Origin of the sequence: Aquiflexum balticum DSM 16537 (assembly GCF_900176595.1) — a bacterium.
GTDB classification, from domain to species: Bacteria; Bacteroidota; Bacteroidia; order Cytophagales; family Cyclobacteriaceae; genus Aquiflexum; species Aquiflexum balticum.
Genome location: NZ_LT838813.1, coordinates 2149077 through 2174221, shown reverse-complemented (window position 1 = coordinate 2174221; position 25145 = coordinate 2149077). Strand labels below are relative to the sequence as shown.

The window sequence follows — 25145 nt, the reverse complement described above, 5'->3', positions numbered from 1 at the left end:
TAATTGTTAATCTGGTTTCTCTAATTATTCTTGGAAACACTTTTTTCAATAAACTGCCGGTTTAATTCATCCGAATCACCATATTCAACCCTCAGTTCTTCCAATCTGGTATGCAGACTTTTTTTGATATCAGCGTAGTTAGGATCATTGTATATACTGTTCATTTCATCGGGATCATTTTTCAGATCATACATTTCCCATTCATCCACATCATAATAAAAATGGATCAATTTATACCTGTCGGTTCTCACCCCATAGTGCCTTTTGACCATATGAGGACCCGGATATTCATAATAGTGATAATAAATGGCATCCCTCCAGGGAAGAGTACCTCCGGAAGCCAAAGTTCGCCATGATTTTCCCTGCATTTCTGATGGAATGGCTAATCCGGCGTATTCCAAAATTGTAGGTGCATGATCCAAATTCATCACCATTTCATTTACAACCGTTCCTGGCTTGATTTCCTTGGGATACCTGACCAAAAGCGGTGTACTTAGCGATTGTTCGTACATGAAGCGCTTATCATACCAGCCGTGTTCTCCCAAATAAAATCCTTGATCAGAGGTGTAAATAACAAGGGTTTTATCCAAAAGGCCCTCAGCCTCCAAATAATCGAGCACCTTTCCGATACCATCATCTACTGATTTAACCACTTTCAAATAATCCCTCAAATAGCGGTGAAACTTAAATTTCGCAAGTTCTTCTCCTGTAGGCATTTCTTTTAAGAATGCTTCATTGGTAGGGCCATAAACGTCATTCCAGGCCTGCATCTGTTCTTTTGTCATCCTGCCGAAAGGTGCTTGTAACCGGCTGGGTTCACCTGTAAATGGATTTTTTTTAAATTTCATGTCCCAGCCCCAGAACATGTCATTTAAGATTTCCATTTCCTGTTCCTTTGCTGCACGCCCTCTCCCTGAATACGCATCAAAAAAGTTATGGGGAAATTCAAATTCAATATCCTCATAAAGATTCAGGTATTTTTCTTCAGGCATCCAATTCCTATGGGGCGCTTTGGTATGGTAATTTATGGCAAATGGTTTTCCCCTATCCCAGACATTTTCCAGCCAATCTACCACAAACTCCGGGATAAGGACTTCACAATGGCCCTCAAACTTCAGCTCTTCAACCCCATTTCGGATAAATTCCGGGTTGTAATAATTGCCTTGATCGGGCAGGGTCAATGAATAATCATATCCCTGAGGTTTGCCAGAGAGGTGAATCTTCCCAATAAGGGCGGTTTCGTATCCGGCATCCCTCAACAGTTTGGGGTAAGTCATCTGACTCCAATCAAATGGACCGACATTGTCCACTTTTCCGTTCAAATGACTGTACTTACCGGTAAGCAAAACGGCACGGCTTGGTGCACAAATGGAATTGGTCACAAAACTATTTCTAAAAAGGGCTCCTTCTTTAGCCAACCGGTTCATATTTGGGAAATACACAGTGTCCAAAAGCCCCTGCCCATAAGCATGCAAAGCCTTTTGGGTATGGTCATCCGTCATGATGAACAGGATATTCGGTCTATCCTGTGCCATTGCTGTTCCTAAATGAAGAATATACAAGATGAATATTAAAAATGGTACCGTTTTATTTTTCATTTCTCTTCGCTTTATAATTGATCATTTTTAGCCACTATTCATTTTCCATACAATTCAACAAACCATCCCCACCAAAAAAAAATCGAAAAGACAAATCTCTGTATCCAACTTATTATCATCCCTATCTGTAAGAATTGATTTTAATTCAATTCAAAGGATTTTCTCCTAATTGATGAATGGTATTCTGAATCAGTCCCTCTACCTTTTCCCCTTTCTCACTCTTTAGATGGAAATCAATCTCCATTACCCAAGTAGGTTTAATATTCGGGATCGTTAGCAAGATTGATTTTTTGTCTTTGCTTAAGACTGCATTTGTTACTTCCAGTGTTTGTTCATTATAGTGTTTTGATCCGTACTTTCTGGACCTCAATAAATCCCAGGTTTTGATAGTATAGTTATTGATATCCTCCACACTGTTTGTTTCCAATTTATCAGTAAAAGTCAATTCTATACCGTCTTTTCTGATCTGCAAGCCTTTTGGGATATTCATGGGTTTTTCAGTAACCCTGATCCTATAAAGACCTCCCAATTGCGGTTGTGTAGATCCCCAAGCAGATAAGCCACACAAATACAACTGCCCATCTCCTGGATTGAAACGTCCGCGCATTACTCCAGTCGAAAATCTCGGAATAGGAAGTTCAAATATCCCGCCCTGTACTTGTTCTCCTATTTTTTCAAATGGCACTACAAATACTTTTCCGTAACCGTAGGAAAAATTCAAAAGCTGCCCGTTCAATTCTCCCCACTTTTTACTGTCCACCCACAAGAGTTCGGAAGGAGATTGATCTCTTTCCCTTTCCACCCATACCAAAGGCTGCTCCATGCCTGTGTCAGTACTGTCAGTAGGTGGGTTAAAACCGAACATATTACCATAGAATCCGCCTTCCTTGACCCAATTGATGCGGTTCATGGGATTCCAATGTCCCTCTTGGTCTGTCACTATAAAAGTGCCATCGGGATTGATACAGACTCCATTGGCTGCCCTGAATCCCTTGGCAATAATTTCAGACTTCGAGCCGTCTTTGCTGACCTTCATTAAGGTTCCGTGTTGTGGCACCAATGCCTCTCTGGCATGCCTTGCACTCTTGGCGTAATAGAAATTGCCCTCTTTATCAGTTTGAAGGCCCATGGCAAATTCATGAAAGTGATCGGTAACCTGATGGTCATTGTTGAAGCTTTCATAAAAATCAGTTTCCATGTCTCCATTGAAATCATGCAAACGGACGAGCTGATCTCTACAAGTGACAAATATTTCTTCATTGACAACTTTGATTCCCAAAGGTTGAAACAAACCGGAAGCAATCCGCTGCCAGGTGAGTTTTCCTGAATTTTTTGTAAACCCTTCGACCAACCAAACGTCTCCATCTGTAGAACAGATTACTCCCTTGTTGGGGTTCTTGAAAAAGTCAAGACCACTCAATCTGAACTGATTCTTCCATGGACTGTCAAAAGGCGGATTCATGATATCCACCTGAAAAGGACCTTCTTGCTCCCCCATTTGGATTTCGGTGATTAATTTTTGAGAATATCTTGCAGGACCTCCTTTGATGAATGAGTTCAAATCTTCTGGTGGGCTGGATGATTTGGCATATTGTGCTAACCCATTGATCCCCGGTTTAGCGATCAGTAATTTGATTTTTAAAGATTGAGAGGAAACAAGTTCCATGACGATAAACCCATCCTGATCTTTTAAAATGGCTCCTTCTCCCAATATAGCAACCGCTGTTCCTGAAGGGGCAATTCTCATTTTCAAGGATTTATCAGAAGGGTAAATGTTGAAAGTCCGTGTGAACACCAGTTGATTTTCTACTGTTTCCAGCCCAAATGTTTCCAGTATTTTCGCATTGCCCACTGTGTAGGAAATAATCACTCGATCGCCATATTGATAAAGCCCCTTGTAATGTGCCCAATCTCTGGGCAATGGCCCAAATTTCCTTTTGTCTCTGGCTGTAAACCTCGGATCATCAAAACTGTCTGTATTTGGGTTGGCCCAAGCTGGAACTACTGGATTTTCAAAATGGAGATCACCTATTGTCCTAGGGGAGATATTGTGTTTTTCATTGAACAAAATTGCCTCCCAATCAATAAAGCCCTCCCCTGTCCAAGCCCCAGCAACCCGCATTAAGTCATGGTCAAACATCATCCATGCATTACCGGCTGCTACACCGCCCCTCCCTTGATCTAATCTGACTGCAATTCCTTTGTAAGCAAAATTGGCATCTATGAGATTTTCATCGGGCAATGGAGCGGGTCCGGAAGATCTTTCCCTTGGCGGGGTAGTCAAACCTGCCATTTCATAGGTATTGATCAAAAAATTACCATAATCCATTTCTGCCCAAGGCTTGAATTCCTTTGGGGCAGGTCCAATATTTCCGCCACTTGGCAAGCTGGCCAAATAAGCTGAATCCAGATTGAAATATTGATCCGGATTCTTTTCCAATAAAAATGTCTCACGGATATAATGAATGAGATCGTATTTTTCCACGGGTGTCAAATTGACCTGTGGCGGCATGGAACCGTAACCTCTAGTCAATGTTTGGTAGATGGAAAAAGGATCACTGCCTACTTTAAATGTGTCTTTCCAGAATTTAAAAGCAGTGGGAAGAGAGCCCTCCTGTTCATGATTCCCGTGACAATTGAAGCAAATATTGTTGTAGATATGTTCTCCTGTCCTGAGGGATTCTCCATGTCTGTCGCCCCAAGCTTCAATCAATCTTTTATGATCCAGGTTTTTTTCAAATTCCGGAAGGTCTGATTCTGACAGAATAAATCCTCCAATAGCATGGGATTCGGTATTCTCACTTCTATCGCCTTGATTACAAGCTAAAATCAAAAGGAGAAAAAAGGGTAAATACAAGATTGATCTGATGCTATTCATTTTTTTTATTAGAGAAGAAAATTTCATTTCCCTTTCAATTCCTCATCTGGTATCGCCATCGTATGATTGGCCAATAGCACATACTTTCCTTTCTTTTTCACATAAGTCCTCATGAAGTGATAGGTTGTTGGGCTTGGGCCCCTGTCCACCACTGTAAATCCGCTTACTACACCCGTTTTTCCCAAAATCACCACAGTTTGATCACGGGAAACCCTCCCCTTGGTATTATCAGCCTGACCATTTTGAATCCGATTTGCCTTAGAAATTACTGCATCCTTACCATCAATCAAGCTGGCATGATTGTGTACCCAAACAAAATCTTTTGCCAGCAGATTCTCCAAAAATTCCACGTTTGACTCCAATTGTGCCTTTTCCCATCCAAGGTCCAGTTCCAAAAGTTTTTGATGGTTTTGGGTTTGTGCCATAGATGTCAATGCCAGTACGAAAAGGAAGAAAGATGTTGAGATTGTTTTTTTCATGGTTTTTTAAAGCTCGTTCAGAAATACGGAAATCATATTATCTTTTTTAATGTCTTTCTTGATTCTAGATTCTTATCCATCGTCAATGAGTCTTTACCTTAATTCCAGAGTAATAGACTTCTTCCGCCACGGCGGACTAGACCTGACGTCGAAGTGACAAGGAAAGGCCTTCTCTCAACTCATTCCTCTTCTTGTTTCTTGGCTCTTGGTTCTTGGCTCTAATAAACCTCCTCCTTCATCCTTCAAACTCACTTCTCCATAGGATGTTCCTTTAGCAATTCTGCTGGAGAATAGAACCCTTTCCTATCTGCCACTGAAGCCCGAACCTCTTTCACCTTTTCGGTCCGGATGGGGGAGGCTTGGTTGCCAAAAGAGTTTCTCACATAAGTCAGGACTGCGGCAATTTCATTGTCATTGAGCATGCCTTCATAAGGAGTCATCGGAACTTGTCCTGGATATTCTCTTCCCAATACTTCTATTGGACCTAACAACCCTTTAAGGACCAGTTTGATCAAGCGTTCCTCGCTGCCCAAAACCCAAGGCGTGCCAACAATAGGTGGGAACAAAGAGGCGGAAAGTCCCCTGCCATCGGGCTGATGACAGGTGCTACAGTAACCGTCCCTGCTATAGATCTCTTTGCCCATGTTGAACAGTTCCAGATCACCTCCAGAGAGATTGGATTTGATGTCTTCTTCTTTTTTCTCTCTGACAGATAAGTCGTTGATATGTGCAACTGCTGCTTCATGGGCATGGACCATCCAATCATCTAAAGGCATTTTCTCCGCCTCAGCCAAAACAGGTAATCCTTTATCTCGAGGCAACCATGATGCAGCCACTATGGCTTCCAATCTTACCCTGCCATGTTCATCTTTCACCGCTTCCATCAATAGTTTATCCTGGTCCTTGACCTGATGACCCATATACCTCAAGACCCTTACTGCTGCTGCCCTTGCCCGGTAATCTTTGGCCTTCAGCAATTGCTTGAGTAACTCTTGATCCACCTTATTCAATCCCCAGGTTACCCATAATGCTTCTGTTAAGTAATGTTCGTACTTGGAATCGTTTTTATCCAAACTCGCGGCCCAGGTTTTGACAGCTGAAGTGACTTCATCCACATTCCTCCCCCTCAATTCTCTCCTTGTTCTGTACCTGGCCCTGAATTCAGGTAGCTTCAAGTTATCCAATAATTCAGAGATGCTTGCTCCATCGATTTTTGCCGGAGTCACCAATGGTCTGGATGGATAAGTGATTCTGTAGACTCTTCCATGCACGTGGTCACGAAGCGGATCGCGCGCATTGTGTTGCATGTGGCCGATCAGGACATTGTGCCAATCGATAAAATACAAAGATCCATCTGGTGCAAATTCCATGTCTACGGGTCTGAAATTCCTGTCAGTTCCTTTTACAATATCATGTCTGAACTTAGTGGTGAAACCCGTTCCTTCTTCAATCATTTGGTGTTGCTTCATCCCCAAAAATCCAATGGTATTGGCAATCAACATATCCCCTTGCACCTCATCTGGAAAATGTCTGCTGGATACAAATTCCAATCCTGAAGTCGGTCGGACTCTTTGGGATTCTTCTATCAGATTTTGGGATTTATGGGTAGCTTCGCCATATCTTGGAAACACAGATCCCGGCATCATCCACCTCACATCCGGACCTGAAGTTTCGGCAAAGAAATTCTGTCCCCAATCATCAAAAGCTATACCCCATGGATTGGGAATGGCCAATTGAGCGGTTCTTTCCAAATGACTTCTGGATGGATTGAATCTATAAAAACCCCCATTAGTAGCCCTGACAGGACCATAGGATGTTTCCACATTGGTATGCAAAAATACGCCCTCGCCCATATAAATCGCCCCAGAAGGATCTGCAGCAAAAGCTGAAATCACATGGTGGGTATCGTGGTCATCAAAGCCGCTCAAAAGGATTTCAACTTTATCTGCTTTATCATCTCCATTGGTGTCAATCAGGATTTTTAGGTTTGTACCTTGGGATACATACACCCCTTCCGGAGCAATTTCAAAGCCCATCGGCAAATGAAGCCCATCGGCAAAAATCGTCTGTTTGTCTGCTTTTCCATCACCATCAGTATCTTCCAAAATGATGATTTTATCATCTGGTTTATTGTCTCCGGGTTTGTAATGCGGGTAACTCGGGCATGTGGCCACCCAAAGCCTTCCTTTGTTGTCAAAACTCATCTGAACAGGATTTGCCAAATCGGGAAATTCCACTTCAGAAGCAAAAAGATCAATTTTGTAACCTTCCGGAACCGCCAATGTGTTTAAGGCATCTTCTCCATAAAGATATTCCAAACTACCATTTTGTTGGGGGTTGAAATTGGTCTGAACAGGGGGAAGCTCTCTTGTATTTTTGTCAGCAGCAACGAGGTCCATTTTCTCACCTTTTGCCGCTTTCCAAATGGCTTCATCCCTGTTTGCAGTCATTTGTCGGATTTTTTCCAACTCAAAGGGATAATTGTCCGGCCCAAATGGATTGTACCTTCTTCCATACACATGTACCCCATTGGGGGATTTGTAATCGTTGTGCCACATCCAGTTTTTTTCCATGACCATTTCATGGATCAATTCCCGATGTTGTTCAGCTTTTGGTTTTTCTTTCCCAAAAACTTTATCTGCCAATAACACCGCTAATTTTTCATAACCCTCCTCATTCAATTGGGAACCATCAATGGTCAAAGGTTCATCGGAGGAATCATACCATTTTTTGGAAGGTTCAAAGGCATCCACAAAAAGTACTTGGTTTTTTTCTGAAACCTCCTTCATGGCCTTGGTATAGAGCGCAAGACTCTCATTTTCCTTTTTGCCATTTGGCAAATCCCTTAGACCGGAAAGGTCCTCAAATGCTATAGGTGAAATAATCGCAAGCTTGGGCGAAGACTTCCCATTATATTGTTGGCCAAGGGTATGTTTGATAAAAGCATCCAACTCGGCCTTGTAATTATCCAGCCCCTCTTTTCCCTTAAAAGATTCATTGTAGCCAAAAAATGCCAAAATAATATCTGCTTCATGCCTGCTTAACCATTCATCCGGATTTTCAAAATGTCCTTCAGAATTGGAATTATTTGCCAGTTCCGTCTGAAAATCCTCAGCCCCGGGAAATGCCCAAGGAGACACCCTTCCTGAATGCGGTCTGAAACCGGGAGTATTACCTGCATCAGCCATATTTCGGATATACAACAGACTATCAGGATACCTGACATGCATTTCTGTTTCAAATGTCCCATATTCCAACATCCGTGAGCCCAGATTATTTCCTACCAACATGATGTGTGCACCTTTTTGGAACTCCAAAGATTGATCTTGGCTACATTGAAATGCAGTCATCGAAATCAAAAATATTATTGTCATCCTGATGATGCTCTTGAGTCTGATTCCTGTGGGATATATTGTTTTCATAAGGTATAAGTAGAATGAACGATGGGTATCGGTTCAATTTGGCCCAAAATTCTAATGCCGAATATTCTTATTTAATAAGTATATGCTGTCCTGCATTATCCTGTTTGGAAATCTTTAAAAGGTATAAACAGGAAAATGAATTAGCAAATCAGAAAATGCCTATCGGTAAAAAGATTATTTGGTGAACAAAACACCGTACAGTACAGGATACTTTTTTCATAGAAACAAGGGAAAATTATAGTTGGACTATTCAATAAAATTCACTTAAATTTTCAAATGGTTTCAGAATCTTTATGGATTTGGCAGTTTTTGGGAAGACTACATCCTATGATAGTCCATTTCCCCATTAGCTTGATACTTTTTGCGGCGATTCTCGAATTATGGACAATTGGAAAGCCGGATTCCAAATTAAAACCAGGGATTAATCTCATGCTGAAAGCAGGAGTAATCAGTGGCCTTCTTGCTGTTGGTTTGGGATTATTGCTTGCTGGCAATGAGGATATTTCTGGAGATTTGCTGGATCGCCATAGATTGACAGGAATTTTAACGGGAGTTGGAAGTGTGCTGATCCTTGTTTTCCTGCAACTTTCTATCAAGCAGCAACGGTTTATCAAATGGTTTAGGGCTTCCCTATTCCTGACTTCTTTGTCAGTAATAATTACGGGCCATCTTGGCGCTTCTCTTACACATGGAGAAAATTATCTGACTGAAACATTCCCTTGGGAATCATCCAATAATTATCAGACCCCTAGTTTTGACTTGACCGGATATGGAGATATCTCTGCCGGATTAAGTCCTGAAAAGGAAATCCAACTGATCGGTGAGGTCAGAACCATTTTGGCCCATAACTGCTACAAATGCCATAGCGGTGCCAAAGTAGAAGCAGATTTAAGACTGGATTCCAAAGAAGCTGTTTTCAAAGGGGGAGAATCCGGAGAAATTCTCCAAGTTGGAAACTCCTCTTCCAGCGAGATCATCAGGAGGATTACTTTGCCAAAAAACCACAAAGATGTAATGCCTTCAAAAGGAAAACTCCTGAGTAAAGACGAAATAGCACTTTTAGGTTTTTGGATTGATCAAGGCGCGCCGTGGCCTGATGAAGCAGAAAATCCAAGCATATACCGGGTTGCCAAAATGGAACCCCGTAAACCCATTCTCCCAAAATCCAGTGAAGGTTTGGAAAACCCTATTGACTTATGGGTGGACCTGTATTTCAGAGAAAACGGAATCTCTTGGCAGCAAGCTGTGGATGACAGGACTTATCTTCGAAGAGTATATTTGGATGTGGTGGGATTGGTACCATCGCCTTCGGAGCTGGAACTTTTCTATGCGGATGAAAGACCCGACAAAAGAGATATTTGGCTTAGAAATCTCTTGGACCGCCAAGATGACTATGCCCAGCATTGGCTGACATTTTGGAATGATAACCTGAGGAATGACTACACAGGCACAGGATATATCACCAATGGCCGGTACAACATCACCGATTGGCTTTATAAGTCTCTCCAGGAAAACAAACCTTACCACCAATTTGTCAAGGAACTATTGAACCCTACGGATGAATCCAAAGGCTTTATAGAAGGCATCAGGTGGCGGGGAACAGTCAATGCCAGTCAAAGGACAGAAATGCAGGCTGCCCAAAATGTCGGCCAGGTAATTTTAGGACTGAACCTCAAATGCGCTTCCTGCCATGACAGTTTTATCTCAGATTGGAAATTGGAGGAAGCATATGCTTTTGCCAATGTTTTTGCGGACAGTACTTTGGAAGTCAGCCGTTGTGAAATCCCTACCGGAAAAATGGCAGGAACCAAAATCCTCTGGGAAGAATTGGGAGAAATTGACAGTACTGCCACACGTTCTGAAAAACTTCAGCAATTATCCGAATACCTGGTACAACCTGCCAACGGCCGCATGTACCGGACAATAGTCAACAGGATTTGGAAACAAATGATGGGCAGAGGCATGGTGGAACCTGTTGATGAAATGGACAATGAACCTTGGAGTCAGGATTTGTTGGATTGGCTGGCCTCAGAATTTGTGGACAGAAATTACGACCTCAAAGAGCTGATTTATTTGATAGCCTCATCCAGAATATACCAGTCCGGTTCCATTGGCGTAAAAAGTCCGGATCTTCTTTTTTCAGAAGATTATAAATTCACCGGTATGGTCAGGAGGAGGTTGACAGCGGAACAGTTTTCAGATGCCATCAGCCGGATTTTCTATCCTGTGTTTGATGAAAAAGAATTGAAGTATAAACCTAACCAGCTGCTGACGGAACAGAAACCAACAATTGATTTTGCCAGAGCTTCTTTGGTAGCCAACAACAGTTTTCTGACTGCCATGGGCAGACCCAATAGGGAGATTGTGTCCACAAGCAGGGACTCCCAGGCCAATCTGCTCCAATCCCTTGAACTGACAAACGGAGAAAAGCTCAATGATGTCCTTTATAAAGGGGCTGAGTTATGGAAAGAAAAATACCCATCAAGCGATGTGATTATCCAAGAGGTTTTTGTCCAAACCTTAAACAGAAAACCAAGCCAAAAAGAATTTCAGATAGCCAAAGCGGCATTGGGGGATCAACCGGAAACAGATAAAATACAGGATTTATTTTGGGCGGTTTTATTACTTCCTGAATTCCAGTTAATTTACTGAACCATGAAAAACAACCTGAACAGAAGGGATTTTCTTAAAAAAACAAGTGCAGCCACCATCGCAACTATGGGATTGGGTTCACCTATCGCAGGTCTGTTTTCTTCCTGCAATACCAGAATATCTATCCCCGCTTCAGCAGATACAGTCATATTATTGTTTATGGCCGGTGGAATGGCCCATACCGAAACCTTTGACCCCAAGAAATATACCCCTTTCAGAAAAGGGATGGAATCAAAAGAGGTCTTGAGTACTTTTCCTTCATTCCCCACGGCTTTGGATGGCATTCATTTTTCTGAAGGATTGGAGTCTATAGGGAAAATCATGGACAAAGGCACTTTGATCAGATCTTATGTTGCCGCAGACTTGGGGCATATCCTGCATACCCGGCACCAATATCATTGGCACACCTGCTATGAACCTCCGCAATCAGTGGTGGTCCCCCATATCGGTTCTTGGATAGCCAAGGAATTGGGACCGCTCAATCCGGTTATTCCCCCATTCATAAATATTGGCCAAAGATTTACAGTAGGTGAAGGTGAAGAACTGAAAGCCTTCCATAGCGCCGGGTTTTTGGGGAGTGAATTTGGACCGTTTTTGATTCCTGATCCCAGTACGGGACTGGAAAGTGTCAGACCTCCTGTGGGAATGTCCACCAGCAGGTTTGAGGCAAGGAACCAACTCTATGAAAATCTGGTCCAGGAAAGTGCTTTGGGAGAATTTGGCAGTGACTATCAAAAAGAGTCCCTCAAAAGATCCATGGAACAAGCTTATATGTTGCTGAATTCCCCGGAAGCCAAAGCCTTTGACCTCAGTTTGGAAGCCAAGGAAAGCTATGACAGTTACAATACAGGGAAATTTGGCCTTGGCTGTCTTTTGGCCAAAAGGCTGGTGGATCAAGGAGCAAGATTTATCAGTGTGACTACTGAATACGAACCTTTCTTTGGCTGGGACACCCATGACAATGGGCATACCCGATTGAAGGACATGAAAAAAATGATCGATGCTCCAATAGCCCGCTTGATCCGGGATCTGGATGAAAGTGGTAGATTAGACCGCACCTTGGTCATAGTAGCAAGCGAATTCAGCAGAGACATGCTGACGGAAGGAAGGCCTGAACTCAAAGTATTGGATCAGGTAGAGGTTCCTGACATTATCGAGGATATGAAAAATTATGGCATGCACAGGCATTTCACCGATGGTTGTTCCATTTTAATGTTTGGTGGTGGGGTAAAAAGAGGCCATGTATACGGCAGAACGGCAGATGAAAGACCCTGTAAGACAGTGGAAAAGCCCATTAAAATTGATAGTATTCACCAAACGATTTACCATGCCTTGGGCATATCACCCGACACAAACTATGAAATCGAAAAAAGACCGTTTTATACGACTCCTGATGGACACGGCAAAGCAGAATTGGAGTTGTTGGTATAATGCTAAAATCCCATAATTGGGTAATATAGCCTATGAATGGTTTTCTAATCACTTCTATTTAACTTAACTTGAAAGTCCTTTTACCAAAGAATTTAATTCAAACCACTGAAATCATAAAACCCATTAAATCCAAAAAACATGTTCACAAAACTTTCAATTGGCAAACCTCTGATTCTCATCCTTACGGTTTGTCTGGTATTATCCTGTGGAAAAAGTGAAGAGAAAACCGAACCGCTACACCCAAAATTGGAGAAATTAAAATTGATTTCCGGGTTTAAGGCTGAGCATATCTATAGTCCGGGTGAAAACGAGCAAGGATCTTGGGTAGGAATAACCTTCGATGACAAAGGAAGAATGATTGCTACGGATCAGTATGGAGCACTTTACAGGCTGGAAATACCCCCAATAGGTTCCGAAGACCTCACTCCAAAGGTTGAAAAACTCATCATTGGATCGGAAGGAGCAATCGGGATGGGTTATGCGCAAGGAGTATTGTATGCTTTCAACAGTCTTTATGTCATGGTCAATCATAACCCAAACGATGCTTTTGACAAGGGAACGGGATTATACAGAATTCAGGATACTACAGGAGACGACCAATATGACAAAATCACTTTGATCAAATCATTGAAAGGAGATCCGGGCGAACATGGACCCCACAGCATGATTTTATCTCCCGACAAACAATCCATTTATATTGTGGTAGGTAACCATATTGATGTTCCTGAAATGGATTCGTACAGATTGCCAAGAGTTTGGGATGAAGACAATCTATTTCCGGTCATCAAAGACCCCCGAGGTCATGCCAACAACAGGATGTCACCAGGAGGATGGATTGCCAAAATTGATCCTGAAGGTAATAATTGGGAATTGATCAGTGCCGGATTCAGGAATGCCTATGACATCGCTTTCAATGAAGCAGGGGATCTTTTTACCTATGATTCCGATATGGAATGGGATTTTGGTATGCCATGGTACCGACCAACCAGAATATGTCATGTCACCAGTGGCAGTGAATTTGGCTGGAGAACAGGAAATCAAAAATGGTCACCTGTTTATCCTGACAATTTACCTGCCACTTTAAATATAGGCCAAGGTTCTCCCACCAATGTCATGTTCGGTACAGGATCAAATTTTCCTGAGAAATACCGAAAAGCACTTTTTGCTTTTGACTGGAGTTTTGGGATTATTTATGCTGTGTTTTTGGAACCTTCCGGCGCAACATATTCTGCCACAGCTGAAGAATTTATTTCAGGTTCTCCCCTCCCGCTGACTGATGGGGCCATAGGTCCTGATGGTGCTATGTATTTTATGACAGGAGGAAGAAGACTTCAATCTGATGTCTATAGAATTTATTACGATGGAGAAGTTGATCAAAAAAGCACTAAAACTGAACTACCTGAAGCACATCAGATCAGAAGAAAATTAGAAGAATTCCATACAGGTGGACCAAAGGCAGGAGCTGTGGATTTCCTATGGCCTTATCTGAAACATGAGGATAGATTTGTTCAATATGCTGCTAGAATTGCCCTTGAGCATCAACCTGTAAAGGAATGGGAAAGCAAGGCTTTGACAGAAAAAGATCCTAAAACCCTCATCCAATCTATGATTGCACTCACAAGGCATGGCGACAAATACCTTCAGCCAAAAATTTTAGATGCCTTAATGACAATTGATTTTAACCAATTGAATGCTACCGAAAAAGTGAATTTGGTCAGAGCGATCGAATTGAGTCTTTTCAGACAAGGTATGCCTTCAAATGACTTAAGAAACGAAATTGTAAATTACCTGGATCCAAATTTCCCGGCCAATAACAATTATGTTGACAGGCTGTTGAGTAAGGTTTTGGTGCATTTGGATGCTCCTGCGTCTGTGGAGAAAACATTGACTTTATTGAAAGGGGCCAAAGATGATGCCGATTTCCAAAAGACTTTCACGTCTTCTTCGGATTTGATTTTGAGAAATCCACAATATGGACTGGATATCGCGGACATGTTGGCCAATGTACCGCCGGCCCAGCAATCCTATTTTGCAACGGTTCTTGGAAATGCAAAAGTCGGCTGGACACCTGAACTGAGAGAGGAATATTTCAACTGGATCCATGATGCTTTCAAATACAAGGGCGGAAGAAGTTATATTGGTTTTATTGATCGCGCAAGAAAAATGGCCTTGACACACGTCAGCGCCGATAAGTTCGAGTATTACAATGAGCTTTCGGGAGCTTCTATATTGACAGGAAGTGGGAATGATTTGATGGTTTCTGATATTCAACCACAAGGACCGGGTAAAAACTGGAAGGTGGATGAGGCTTTGGCATTGATGGATGACCTCAAAGGAAGGGATTTAGTAAAAGGCAAAGGGATGTATGCGGCCACTTTATGCCTATCCTGCCATACCATGCAGGGCGAAGGTGGAATTGTCGGACCCGACTTGACCCAATTGGGTACCAGATTTTCTCCGAAAGACATCCTGGAATCCACCATCCACCCCAATGCAGTCATCAGCGATCAATATGCAGCGACTATATTCTATCTGGCTGATGGCAGTTCGGTATTGGGCAAACTGACCAATGAAGACAAAGAGAAATATTACATTTCCCAAAATCCATTTGATCCGCAGACAATCCGGGAAATCTATAAGAAGGATGTGACAAGGAAGAAAATATCCGATATATCTGTCATGATGCCCGGTTTGATCAATAGGCTGAACGAGGAAGAATTAAAGGATTTGATGGCTTACCTGATTTCCGGAGGCAATCCAAATCATGAGGTGTATCAATAATCTGGCACCCGAGGCACGAGGGATCCCCAGAGGTTCTATTTATGTTAATTCTATCATTTACTGATCCTCGTGAGACCCTTCCAACGTCAGGGTGATGGTAGCTCCGATTTACGTCATCCTGAGTGGAGAAAATTGGCATTTACAGAAAGGGTAATGACATCAAGATGGGCGTCATCCTGAGGTACGAAGGATCTCCAGCAGTCCTATTTATGATTATATTAACCGTTTTCTGATCCCCATGAGATGCTTCTCTACGTTCAGCATGACGCTCCGGAATTCTGTCAATGGAAGGTGATAGGTACTTTCTGTGTGTCCCGTTGTCAAAGGAGAAGAGAGAGTGACAAGTAAAATTCAATTATTGATAACATTTCACGATTTATAAAAACTACATGAAGATTATACAGCTAAATCTAATCATATCATCAATTATCCTAATTGCTTCCTTAGGCTGCTCTACAAACTCAACTAAAGAAGGGAATATTGAAATCATTGAAGTTGATGGACATGAAGGGTTCATTTCAATTTTCAATGGCCAAAGTCTTGATGGCTGGGAAGGCGATACTGTTTATTGGCGCGTGGAAAATGGCATACTCACCGGGGAAATAACTCCTGAAACCATCTTGAATAACAATACCTTTTTGATTTGGGAAGGCGGTGAACTTGCTGACTTTGAACTGAAACTTGAATTCAAAATCAGTGAAAGCGGAAATTCAGGCATCAACTACAGAAGCGAAAGATTTCAAGAACTGCCTTACGCTCTGAGGGGATACCAAGCTGATATTGATGGAAAAAATTCCTATACCGGTCAGAATTACGAAGAAAGGAAACGGACCACATTAGCCTATCGGGGTCAAAAGACTGAGATTCAACCTCAGGACCCACCCGGAGAATTGAGGGATCATGTAGAAAGAAATGCTTGGAAAGGCTTATTGGTTGTTGAGAATCTAGGCGATAGGGATTCCTTGAAAAATCTGATTCAGGCAGAAGATTGGAACAGTATGCACCTCATTATCAAAGAGAATGTACTGCAACATTTTGTAAATGGAGTATTGATGAGTGAAGTAGTGGATAATGACCCAATCAATCGAAGTTCAAAAGGTCTTTTGGGTGTTCAGGTTCACGTGGGACCTCCGATGAAGGTAGAGTTTAGAAATATCTTTCTAAAAGAGAATTAATGAGCAGGATTGAGGATTTGAGGATATCAATAATTTCTCTTTTGTAAGACAAATCCTTTCAACCGATTCATCGCTACCCCCAAAGCTTGATGATTCAAACTTGATATCACCATTCTGAACAATCCTTTTTTCGAATGTCCAAATCCATTCCCGGGAGTCAAGAGAATCCCTGTTTTTTCAAAAATTTCCAACCACAATTGCTCTTGGCCATGATCGGAATTTTCCGAAAGGAATGCTGACATATCCATCCAAACAAACAGACTACCGTAGGAGGGATTAAATGGGATATGAAGTTCCCTTAAGCAACTCACTACTTTCACATAGGACTCTGTCAGAGCCTTTTGGTTGGTGGAAATATACTTTTCCATAAAATCAAGATCTTCCAAAACCTCCTGCAAAACCCATTGGGTATAATTGGAAACAGAATGGGAAAGTCCTGCATTTCGGTAGCCATTGATCAGATCCTGATTGTAGGAATGTAACAGACCTATCCTAAATCCTGAAATGCCCAAGTCTTTGGAAAAAGAATACCAAAAGTGAAGATAAGGATTTTTCCTTTGGACCATCAATTGCCCAAAGGATACAAACCTTATGGGATCGGGGTAATCAGATTTGATTTCAGGTTGATTGATATTTATTGGGGACAAACCATAAATTTCATTGACAATCAGGTGGATTTCATTTTCGATGCACCAGTCAGCCAACTGACTAAGCTGGGACTCGGAATAGATGCCTCCCGTGGGATTATCAGGAGAAGTTAAAATCAGCATCCTGAACCTGCTTCCCATGGTTTCAATCTCTTTTTTGGCTTTTTCCAATTGATCAATGGATATGGGTATCCCATCTTTCAGTTCATCAATTTCAGTATGGGTTTGTAAATCATATCGCCTTACTCCTGGAATCACTCCTATATCAGCGGTATAAACCGGATAACTTGGCGCAGGTATCACAGCGATATCCCCATGATCGGCCAATAAAAAGGTAGTCATTTCAATAACAGAGGTTGCCCCTGCGGAAAAGGCCAAAGTGTCTGCTGATATTTCCCGATGGATCAAAAATTTCGATAAAAACCTAGCGGTAGCTTCACGAAAGGATAATACTCCTATAGGATCACCATAACTTGATACCCAATCAGGGATGTTTTTTGTTTTGGTAATGGATTGAATTTTTTCCTGAAGTATTTCCCAACAGAGGTGATTTTCCGCCACATTCATTGGAAAAGCTCCATCTGGATTCCGATCGGGATGGTAACGGTTATCCATGGCTTCCTGATAGATTTCCAAATCCATTCTTGAGGGCTTTGCAGCAGCAGAAATCCCTCGGGCCGATAGGTGATTGTCTTTATGCATTGATGATAAAAGTAATAAAAAAAGCCAGCTCCGTACTGAAGCTGGCTTTAAAAACACATAGATTTCGATCAATTCTTATAGACCAAATCAAATCTGTCAAGTTCCATCACTTTGTTCCAAGCAGCGGCAAAGTCTTTGACAAACTTCTCTTTAGAATCTTCCTGGGCATAGACTTCAGCCAAAGCCCTCAATTCAGAATGGGACCCAAATATCAGATCGGCTCTGGTAGCAGTATATTTCACTTCGCCGGATTTTCTGTCTCTACCTTCAAACTTCTCTTTTGTGTCATCCGTGGCTTTCCACTCAGTGCTCATATCCAAGAGGTTTACAAAGAAGTCATTGCTCAATGCATCTCTTTTATCAGTAAAAATACCGTGGTTGGAACCGTCAAAATTTGCATTCAAAGAGCGCATCCCGCCTACAAGTACAGTCATTTCAGGAACGGTCAATGTCAAAAGCTGTGCTTTGTCCACCAACAATTCTTCTGTGGATAATGTATATCTGGTTTTCAGGTAATTTCTGAACCCGTCGGCCATGGGTTCCAATAGTTTAAAGGATTCAATATCCGTTTGCTCCTGTGTAGCATCCATTCTTCCTGGGTTGAACGGAATCTGAATTTTGTAACCTGCATTGGCAGCTGCTTTTTCAACTCCGACATTTCCGGCAAGGACAATCAGGTCAGCCATGGAAACCTTTTTGGTATTGGATTTAGCATTGAAGTCATTTTGGATTTTCTCTAAAGTAGACAAGACTTTTTGCAGTTGCTTGGGATTATTTACCTCCCAGTCTTTCTGTGGAGCCAATCTGATTCTTGCACCATTGGCACCTCCTCTTCTGTCGGAACCTCTGTACGTAGACGCAGAAGCCCAAGCCGTGGATACCATTTCATTGATGGATAATCCTGAATTCAAAATACTGGTTTTTAAACTAGCGATATCCTGCGCATTGACCAAAGTATGATTGACTGCCGGGATGGGATCTTGCCAGATCAAATCTTCCGTAGGAGCTTCAGGGCCTAAGTAGGTTGTTTTTGGACCCATATCTCTGTGGGTCAACTTAAACCAAGCCCGTGCAAAAGCCTCATTGAAGGCATCCTGATCTTCTAAAAATCTCCTGGATATTTTCTCGTACTCGGGATCAAATCTTAAAGATAAATCTGTGGTCAGCATGTAAGGTGGCTGCTTTTTGTTGGCATCAAATGCATCAGGAATAATCTTCTCCGCATCTTTTGCCACCCACTGATGTGCGCCTGCAGGACTTTTCATCAGTTCCCATTCGTATTTGAAAAGGAAAGTCAAATAGTCATGACTCCATTGTGCCGGAGTAGACGTCCAAGTTACTTCAAGACCGGAAGTAATGGCATCTTGGCCTTTACCGGATTTGTAGGTACTCTTCCAACCAAATCCCTGCTCTTCGATATCAGCTGCCTCAGGTTCAGGACCTACATTGGAAGCAGGACCTGCACCATGGGTTTTACCCAAAGTATGACCACCTGCAATCAGGGCAACTGTTTCTTCATCGTTCATCCCCATTCTGCCAAAGGTCTCACGGATATCATGTGCTGCCAAAACCGGGTCAGGATTTCCGTTAGGACCTTCCGGATTTACATAGATCAAACCCATCTGAACAGCCGCAAGTGGATTTTCCAATTCACGGTCACCGGAATAACGCTTGTCATCCAACCATTTGGTCTCCTTGCCCCAGTACACATCCAACTCCGGTTCATACACATCTTCTCTTCCCCCTGCAAATCCGAAGGTTTCAAATCCCATGGATTCCAGAGCAACATTTCCGGTCAAAACCATCAAATCCGCCCAGGAAATCTTATTCCCATATTTTTGTTTGATAGGCCAAAGCAATCTTCTGGCTTTGTCCAAGTTGCCATTGTCCGGCCAACTGTTCAATGGTGCAAAACGCTGCTGACCGGAACGGGAACCGCCGCGACCATCACCTGAACGATATGTTCCTGCACTGTGCCAGGCCATTCTGATAAACAATCCGCCATAATGTCCAAAATCTGCCGGCCACCAATCCTGAGAATCAGTCATGACGGCACGGATGTCATTTTTAAGCGCTTCATAATCCAGGCTTCTGAATTCCTCGATATAATTGAAATCCGGACCCAATGGGTTGGATAGTTCAGAATTCTGACGCAGCATGTTCAGATTCAACTGATTTGGCCACCAATCGGCATTTTGGGTAGCTATCGCATTGCTGAGACTTTTCTTGGTAGCCCCGGACCACGCTTCTACTTCAGGTTGTTCCTGTTTACAACCGGTAAGTAATGCACTTGCCAAAAGGACAAATGCCAACATAATTTTTTTCATAGTTTTCTGAGTTAGTGAAATATCGGATTAAAATACTTCTAACCAAATATACCATCTATTAAATAAAATATTACATTGATATTATCTATTGGTTATTGAGGGAATGAATATTTGATCAACGAATTCCAATTGGTAATAGCTCAAAGGACCATTTTCCCTGACTTTCAAAAAATATTTCTTCCCATGGTTCTCCTGACTTAAATATTCGGTCCTGAATAAATTTGAATTCCCCTTATCTTTGACCATCACACAAAACGAAGCAAAACATGTTCGAAGGCCCCAACTATCCCCAAACTTTGGATGAATCTCTTTTTGACGAATGGCTGGAAAAGGGTCGCTCAAGCAAAATCCCCTATGCTTACCTGATTGTCATTTGGGATGAATTGGATGGGTTATATTCTCCCGTATATGTTGAGGAGCGGAGTGAACTGCAAAAGTTTGCCCGCTATGGTCAGGCACCCGACCATCAGCTTTTGATGGCTGCTTATGACCTGTATTCTGAGACTAGGGTGATTTAAAGCGTGGCGGTTATAGGCTTCCTGTATTGATAACCAAAAATGATTCTGTGGAATATTTATTTTTCGTTTTATATTGGGTAACCTTAAAAATTGAATATCCAATCTCAGCTTTAAAGTTTAACCCTTCAAGAATCATGATTTCAAAGCATTTTATACGAAAGAAATTTATTGGCTTGGTTTACATTCTTGTATTTGCTTTTTATAATTCATTTGCCCAAAAACCCCATATCATTTTGATTGTAACCGATCAACAGCGATTTGATGCAGTAGGGTATCTTGAAGGCTCGAATATCATTACCCCAAACCTTGATCAATTGGCAGCGGAAGGTGTATATTTTACCAATGCCTACTCTTCCACGCCAAGTTGTACTCCGGCCAGGGCAGCACTGCTGACAGGGATGTCACCTTGGGGTCATGGTATGCTTGGATATGCCAAAGTTGCCCGGCAGTATCCATACGAAATGCCCGGAATGCTCAGAGATCTGGGTTATTACACCTATGGTATAGGCAAAATGCATTGGACGCCTCAAAGGACTTTACATGGATTTCATGGCACATTGGTGGATGAAAGTGGTAGAATAGAATCAGATGGCTTTATCAGTGACTACCGAACTTGGTTTAAATTGAACGCTCCCGGCCAAGATCCTGATAAAACAGGAATCTTGTGGAATGAACATAATGCAAAAGTTTATCAATTAGAGGAACATTTACATCCTGACCATTGGAAATCAGAGATGGCAGTAGAATTTTTGGAAAACTACGATTTGGATAATCCCTTGTTTTTGAAAGTTTCTTTTGCAAGGCCACATAGTCCTTATGATCCGCCTCAGCGTTTTCTGGACCTATATGAAGATCTTCCCATCAAAGCCCCTTTCGAAGGAGAATGGTCAGAAAAATTCAGAAACTTCCCAAAAGAACGGGAAGCTGCTTTTGGAGATTTTGGAGTAGATCACGCAATTCATAGCCGAAGACATTACTTTGCTTTGGTTACTTTTATTGATGAGCAAATTGGGAAAATCATGGCAGCTTTGAAAGAAAAAAACATGTATGATAACAGTCTGATTTTATTTGTTTCAGATCATGGCGACATGCTTGGTGATCATCACCATTGGAGAAAAACCTATGCCTATGAAGGTTCCTCCAAAGTACCCTTGGTGATAAAACCGCCCAAATCATTTGACTATGATACCTCATTGAAGAAACTCCCCCATCCAGTTGAAATCAGGGATATTTTGCCTACTTTTTTGGAAGCAGCTGGTGGCATTAAGCCCAATATCATGGAAGGAAGTTCACTTTTGGGGCTGTTGGCAGATCCAAACACCAAAGAATGGCGGGAATATATAGACCTGGAACATGCTTCTACTTATTCCTTTGATAATTATTGGGCTGCGCTTACAGATGGCAAGGAAAAGTATATTTGGTTTTTTTCCACAGGAGAAGAGCAGCTGTTTGACCTTGAAAAAGATCCAGGAGAAACAACAAACTTAATTTCAGATAAAGGCCATATCCCAAAACTTGAATTGTGGAGATCCAGGATGATCAGCCATTTACAGGAAAGAGGGGATGGTTTTGTGAAAGGCGGTATGTTGGTCAAGCGAACTACAAACCTTTTGTTAAGCCCCAACTATCCGGATAAAGAATGGTCAAATCAGGAAGGTTTGAAGTTTTGGCGAGAGGAAGTAGACAAGGGTTTTAAAAAGTGATGGCAAATAGATGATGTCATTTTTTCTTCGCCTATGACCAAGGACAAAAATCTTAAAGGACGGTTGAAGGCTGTTAGATAGATGTAATTCTCCAATGAATGGGGAAAATACCATCTTAATCAAATCGAACGATCCGATATAAAGGGTCGGACATACTTTCCTTTTTCTTCTGAGGAATTGATGGGATATCCAAGTTCCATTGGGGATGGTCCTATCCAATTAGTCTTTTTACCTTCCAAAGTGATTTTGTTTTTTCTTTTATCAATAGACAAATGACCAAATAAGGGCCCAGAATAGGGGCAGGTGAATTTCAAATTTGGATGTTTGTCGTGGATATGGGTTGGAAGACTCAAATGAGCGTACTGATCACCAACCCAGTGATAAGATGCGGAATTGACATTCATATTTCTTTGTTTTTTGCGGTGTTCAAACTGTTACCTTAAACCCAAATTTGACCTCAATTGAGAGCTTCGGCCCCATTTTTTCTTGGTGGAGAAGAGAATAAAATTGTTCCCTTCATCCGATCAAACATCATATTCCACATATTTAAATGTATGGGTGCCATCCTCAAAAAGTTCAAATAGCGCATAGCCTTTATTGGTAAGCTCATAGGGCTCATCATTCCACCAATTGCCACAGACGGCACCGCTGCAATGGTAATGAACATCATGGTAAACCAAAGTTTCTACCAAATGAATATGTCCACTGATACAGACTTTTACATTCTTGTGGTTATAAAACAAATTGACCAATGATTTGGCATCTGTGTGCATCCATGCCCCAGGAACAACCCAGTTGCCTGTTTTGGCATTGTCCCCATCCAAAAATGGCGTCGCTCCCAAAATGGGTATGTGCGAAATAATCATAACAGGTTTCTCAGAAGGGATGTCTTTAAGGGTTTGCTCCAACCATGCGCGTTGCTTGGAATCAAGATTGGCAGTGTACCAAGTGCCATCATCCTTCGGCTGCGTACTGTCCAAAACAATGAATTGCCAGCCATGTGACTCAAAAGTATAATATGGACTATCCATACCATGTTCTTTCAATACCCAGGCCTTACCTGGATATTTTTCTTCATGAGGCGTTTTGCCCCAGACATCATGATTACCAATACAATGATAAAATTTCAGATCCGGATAGGTTGCTCTGATTTTCCGCCATACTGCCCATTGGGCTTCGGTTTCCGCTTCAGTTTTATCCAAAGCATCCATAATCAGGTCTCCGCCATTCACAAAAAAATCAATTGATTTTTCTTTTTCAAGGATATAGTCTATGCATTTTTTCACTCCTTCTTCTGCACCTATGCCAGGTTCAATATGCATATCTGTCACATGTGCAAACCTAAGAACCGGCTTTCGTTTTGTTTCATCTTTGGCATTGGGCACTGCACAGCTTATTGGAAGCATTCCGGCACCCACAGTGCCCATGCCGAATAGTTTTAAGAGTTTTCTTCTGGATATCATCTCTGGAATTGAGTTTATTTTGCTGGGAAAATTAATCTAAGTCAAAGATAAAGGACTGATAGGCTTCGGTTCCCCAAGCAAGATGCCTTGTGCTGGGAGAGATAGCAAATAAGGGTGAAAAAGTACGGACCAAAACCCGGTTTCCCTGAAATTCCAACAATCTCAACCAACCATCTCCGCCGTTTCCATGCCACCCGCCGCCTATGGCTTGGGCATTGAAAGTCATTTGATGAACTTTTTTGCCTCCTGCATTGGTGTCTGTTCGGAATCCGACATGACCACTTTTTTGATCAGGAACTCCGATATGTCCAGAAAAGACCATTTGAATGTTTTTGGAAGGTTTTACCAATTTTTCCCAGATAGCCTTGCCATAGTTTCTATCTGTTATGGGATAATTTTCTGTTTCGATATGCTTATTGTCGCTTTCCAAATAGGAGTGTGTCAGCAAAATCACGGTATGATTCAGGTATTTTTCCTGATTGACCATTCGAATGGCCCATTGCAAATTGGACTCTCTTGGAGCAAATTCCAGTACAAGAATCAAGAATTTTCTTTCATCGGGTGCAATAAATTCATACAAAGCATTAGTTAGACCGGGCATGCCATCGTCGCCAATGGCAACTTCCCGAATCATCCTTTGATTATGGTGATTTTTTTCGATGGGGAAATATTTGTTATAAAAAGTCTGGCGGTTTTCAATATTGGCAATGCCAAAATCATGGTTTCCTGTTGTGGCGATTACAGGTACTTTTGTGTCCAAAGTTGATAATGAACGGGAAATGGCCTCCCATTGCTGCGTTCCTGTCTGATTCCCCACGATTCCATCAGGGTTTACCAGCCCATTATGCTCCACCAAATCTCCTACATGCAAAACCAACTTGATATTCAAAGGTGAAATATGCTCATCAACCCAATTTACCATTAAGTCCACAATAGGTTGGTTTCTTTTGAACTTCACATAAGTCTGGGTGTCCGGAAACAAGACCAAAGTCCAAGCGTTCTCACTTTCGAGGTTTGGTGCTACATAGGTTTTGTCTTGGGCTGAAACAGTAAATCCCAGCAACAGGAAAGACAGGCATAAGCTTAATAATCTCCTTCTTTTCACATTAGGTTTTATTTAGTATGCTTAAATATAATCTTTGAAGAAAACAAATCCATGTTTTCAGGTAAAATGAGTGTTTCTGCCCTAATCATCAAAGTCAATTTTATTTATGCAAACCTTTCCGTTGATTTTCTGAACTAACCGTTCTTTTTTGGGATAAGCCGTGTAGATTGAGGAAATTATTCCAAAATCTATTACTGCAGTTTTCAAAAGACAGGGAGAAATATAGCTTTGGATAGTCAAATATTACCAACAAACACAAAAATA

General features: G+C 41.8%; 15 protein-coding genes. 6 read left to right on the top strand and 9 right to left on the bottom strand.

Annotation, left to right across the window (positions count from 1 at the left end; all coding sequences use genetic code 11):
- Nucleotides 1-20: 20 nt before the first annotated feature.
- The 4 genes from B9A52_RS09340 to B9A52_RS09325 all read right to left on the bottom strand — a co-directional run bounded on the left by B9A52_RS09340 (nt 21) and on the right by B9A52_RS09325 (nt 8305).
- The gene (locus B9A52_RS09340) at nt 21-1598 is read right to left on the bottom strand and encodes a sulfatase family protein (protein ID WP_084120061.1); all 1578 of its coding nucleotides are present in this window, start codon (nt 1596-1598) and stop codon (nt 21-23) included.
- Between the two features lie 145 nt (nt 1599-1743).
- Nucleotides 1744-4476 (bottom strand): DUF6797 domain-containing protein, encoded by a 2733-nt coding sequence (locus B9A52_RS09335; RefSeq protein ID WP_084123450.1) that lies wholly within the window; start codon nt 4474-4476, stop codon nt 1744-1746.
- A 23-nt stretch (nt 4477-4499) separates the two neighbouring features.
- Complete coding sequence (locus B9A52_RS09330; protein WP_084120059.1) at nt 4500-4955, bottom strand: nuclear transport factor 2 family protein; 456 nt, start codon at nt 4953-4955, stop codon at nt 4500-4502.
- A 248-nt stretch (nt 4956-5203) separates the two neighbouring features.
- Nucleotides 5204-8305: a PVC-type heme-binding CxxCH protein gene (locus B9A52_RS09325; protein ID WP_394334891.1), complete on the bottom strand. Its 3102-nt coding sequence runs from the start codon at nt 8303-8305 to the stop codon at nt 5204-5206.
- A 348-nt stretch (nt 8306-8653) separates the two neighbouring features.
- Between B9A52_RS09325 and B9A52_RS09320 the strand changes: the two genes are divergently transcribed.
- The 4 genes from B9A52_RS09320 (at nt 8654) to B9A52_RS09305 (ending at nt 16416) form a co-directional block, all read left to right on the top strand.
- On the top strand, nt 8654-11029 hold the full coding sequence (locus tag B9A52_RS09320) for a PSD1 and planctomycete cytochrome C domain-containing protein (RefSeq protein ID WP_084120057.1): 2376 nt from the start codon (nt 8654-8656) through the stop codon (nt 11027-11029).
- 3 nt (nt 11030-11032) lie between these two features.
- Nucleotides 11033-12460 carry a DUF1501 domain-containing protein gene (locus B9A52_RS09315; protein ID WP_084120055.1) on the top strand — a complete coding sequence of 476 codons (1428 nt, stop codon included), beginning with the start codon at nt 11033-11035 and terminating at the stop codon, nt 12458-12460.
- A gap of 138 nt (nt 12461-12598) precedes the next feature.
- Nucleotides 12599-15241, top strand: a complete 2643-nt coding sequence (locus B9A52_RS09310) for a c-type cytochrome (protein ID WP_084120053.1) — start codon at nt 12599-12601, stop codon at nt 15239-15241.
- Nucleotides 15242-15630: 389 nt separating this feature from the next.
- The gene (locus B9A52_RS09305; protein ID WP_084120051.1) at nt 15631-16416 is read left to right on the top strand and encodes a 3-keto-disaccharide hydrolase; all 786 of its coding nucleotides are present in this window, start codon (nt 15631-15633) and stop codon (nt 16414-16416) included.
- 26 nt (nt 16417-16442) lie between these two features.
- Here the strand turns inward: B9A52_RS09305 and B9A52_RS09300 are convergent, their stop codons facing one another.
- Together B9A52_RS09300 and katG are read right to left on the bottom strand one after the other, a co-directional pair.
- Complete coding sequence (locus B9A52_RS09300) at nt 16443-17765, bottom strand: aminotransferase class I/II-fold pyridoxal phosphate-dependent enzyme (RefSeq protein WP_084120049.1); 1323 nt, start codon at nt 17763-17765, stop codon at nt 16443-16445.
- 68 nt (nt 17766-17833) lie between these two features.
- On the bottom strand, nt 17834-20092 hold the full coding sequence (katG, locus tag B9A52_RS09295; RefSeq protein WP_084120048.1) for a catalase/peroxidase HPI: 2259 nt from the start codon (nt 20090-20092) through the stop codon (nt 17834-17836).
- Nucleotides 20093-20358: 266 nt separating this feature from the next.
- Here katG and B9A52_RS09290 point away from each other — a divergent pair, with 266 nt between their 5' ends.
- Together B9A52_RS09290 and B9A52_RS09285 are read left to right on the top strand one after the other, a co-directional pair.
- Complete coding sequence (locus B9A52_RS09290; protein WP_084120046.1) at nt 20359-20610, top strand: hypothetical protein; 252 nt, start codon at nt 20359-20361, stop codon at nt 20608-20610.
- Between the two features lie 134 nt (nt 20611-20744).
- On the top strand, nt 20745-22313 hold the full coding sequence (locus B9A52_RS09285; protein ID WP_084123448.1) for an arylsulfatase: 1569 nt from the start codon (nt 20745-20747) through the stop codon (nt 22311-22313).
- Nucleotides 22314-22432: 119 nt separating this feature from the next.
- Here the strand turns inward: B9A52_RS09285 and B9A52_RS09280 are convergent, their stop codons facing one another.
- The 3 genes from B9A52_RS09280 to B9A52_RS09270 form a co-directional block, all read right to left on the bottom strand.
- On the bottom strand, nt 22433-22717 hold the full coding sequence (locus B9A52_RS09280; protein WP_084120044.1) for a hypothetical protein: 285 nt from the start codon (nt 22715-22717) through the stop codon (nt 22433-22435).
- A 120-nt stretch (nt 22718-22837) separates the two neighbouring features.
- The gene (locus B9A52_RS09275) at nt 22838-23776 is read right to left on the bottom strand and encodes a metallophosphoesterase family protein (RefSeq protein ID WP_084120042.1); all 939 of its coding nucleotides are present in this window, start codon (nt 23774-23776) and stop codon (nt 22838-22840) included.
- Between the two features lie 31 nt (nt 23777-23807).
- Nucleotides 23808-24881 (bottom strand): metallophosphoesterase, encoded by a 1074-nt coding sequence (locus tag B9A52_RS09270; RefSeq protein WP_084120041.1) that lies wholly within the window; start codon nt 24879-24881, stop codon nt 23808-23810.
- Between the last annotated feature and the right edge of the window lie 264 nt (nt 24882-25145).

Bases quoted from the DNA above. Each gene is read 5' to 3' on its own strand.
- B9A52_RS09340 (WP_084120061.1), bottom strand. From the start codon at position 1,598: ATGAAAAATAAAACGGTACCATTTTTAATATTCATCTTGTATATTCTT.
- B9A52_RS09305 (WP_084120051.1), top strand. From the start codon at position 15,631: ATGAAGATTATACAGCTAAATCTAATCATATCATCAATTATCCTAATT.
- B9A52_RS09300 (WP_084120049.1), bottom strand. From the start codon at position 17,765: ATGCATAAAGACAATCACCTATCGGCCCGAGGGATTTCTGCTGCTGCA.
- B9A52_RS09330 (WP_084120059.1), bottom strand. From the start codon at position 4,955: ATGAAAAAAACAATCTCAACATCTTTCTTCCTTTTCGTACTGGCATTG.
- B9A52_RS09290 (WP_084120046.1), top strand. From the start codon at position 20,359: ATGTTCGAAGGCCCCAACTATCCCCAAACTTTGGATGAATCTCTTTTT.
- B9A52_RS09280 (WP_084120044.1), bottom strand. From the start codon at position 22,717: ATGAATGTCAATTCCGCATCTTATCACTGGGTTGGTGATCAGTACGCT.
- B9A52_RS09335 (WP_084123450.1), bottom strand. From the start codon at position 4,476: ATGAATAGCATCAGATCAATCTTGTATTTACCCTTTTTTCTCCTTTTG.
- B9A52_RS09310 (WP_084120053.1), top strand. From the start codon at position 12,599: ATGTTCACAAAACTTTCAATTGGCAAACCTCTGATTCTCATCCTTACG.
- B9A52_RS09325 (WP_394334891.1), bottom strand. From the start codon at position 8,305: ATGACTGCATTTCAATGTAGCCAAGATCAATCTTTGGAGTTCCAAAAA.
- B9A52_RS09275 (WP_084120042.1), bottom strand. From the start codon at position 23,776: ATGATATCCAGAAGAAAACTCTTAAAACTATTCGGCATGGGCACTGTG.
- B9A52_RS09320 (WP_084120057.1), top strand. From the start codon at position 8,654: ATGGTTTCAGAATCTTTATGGATTTGGCAGTTTTTGGGAAGACTACAT.
- B9A52_RS09315 (WP_084120055.1), top strand. From the start codon at position 11,033: ATGAAAAACAACCTGAACAGAAGGGATTTTCTTAAAAAAACAAGTGCA.
- katG (WP_084120048.1), bottom strand. From the start codon at position 20,092: ATGAAAAAAATTATGTTGGCATTTGTCCTTTTGGCAAGTGCATTACTT.
- B9A52_RS09285 (WP_084123448.1), top strand. From the start codon at position 20,745: ATGATTTCAAAGCATTTTATACGAAAGAAATTTATTGGCTTGGTTTAC.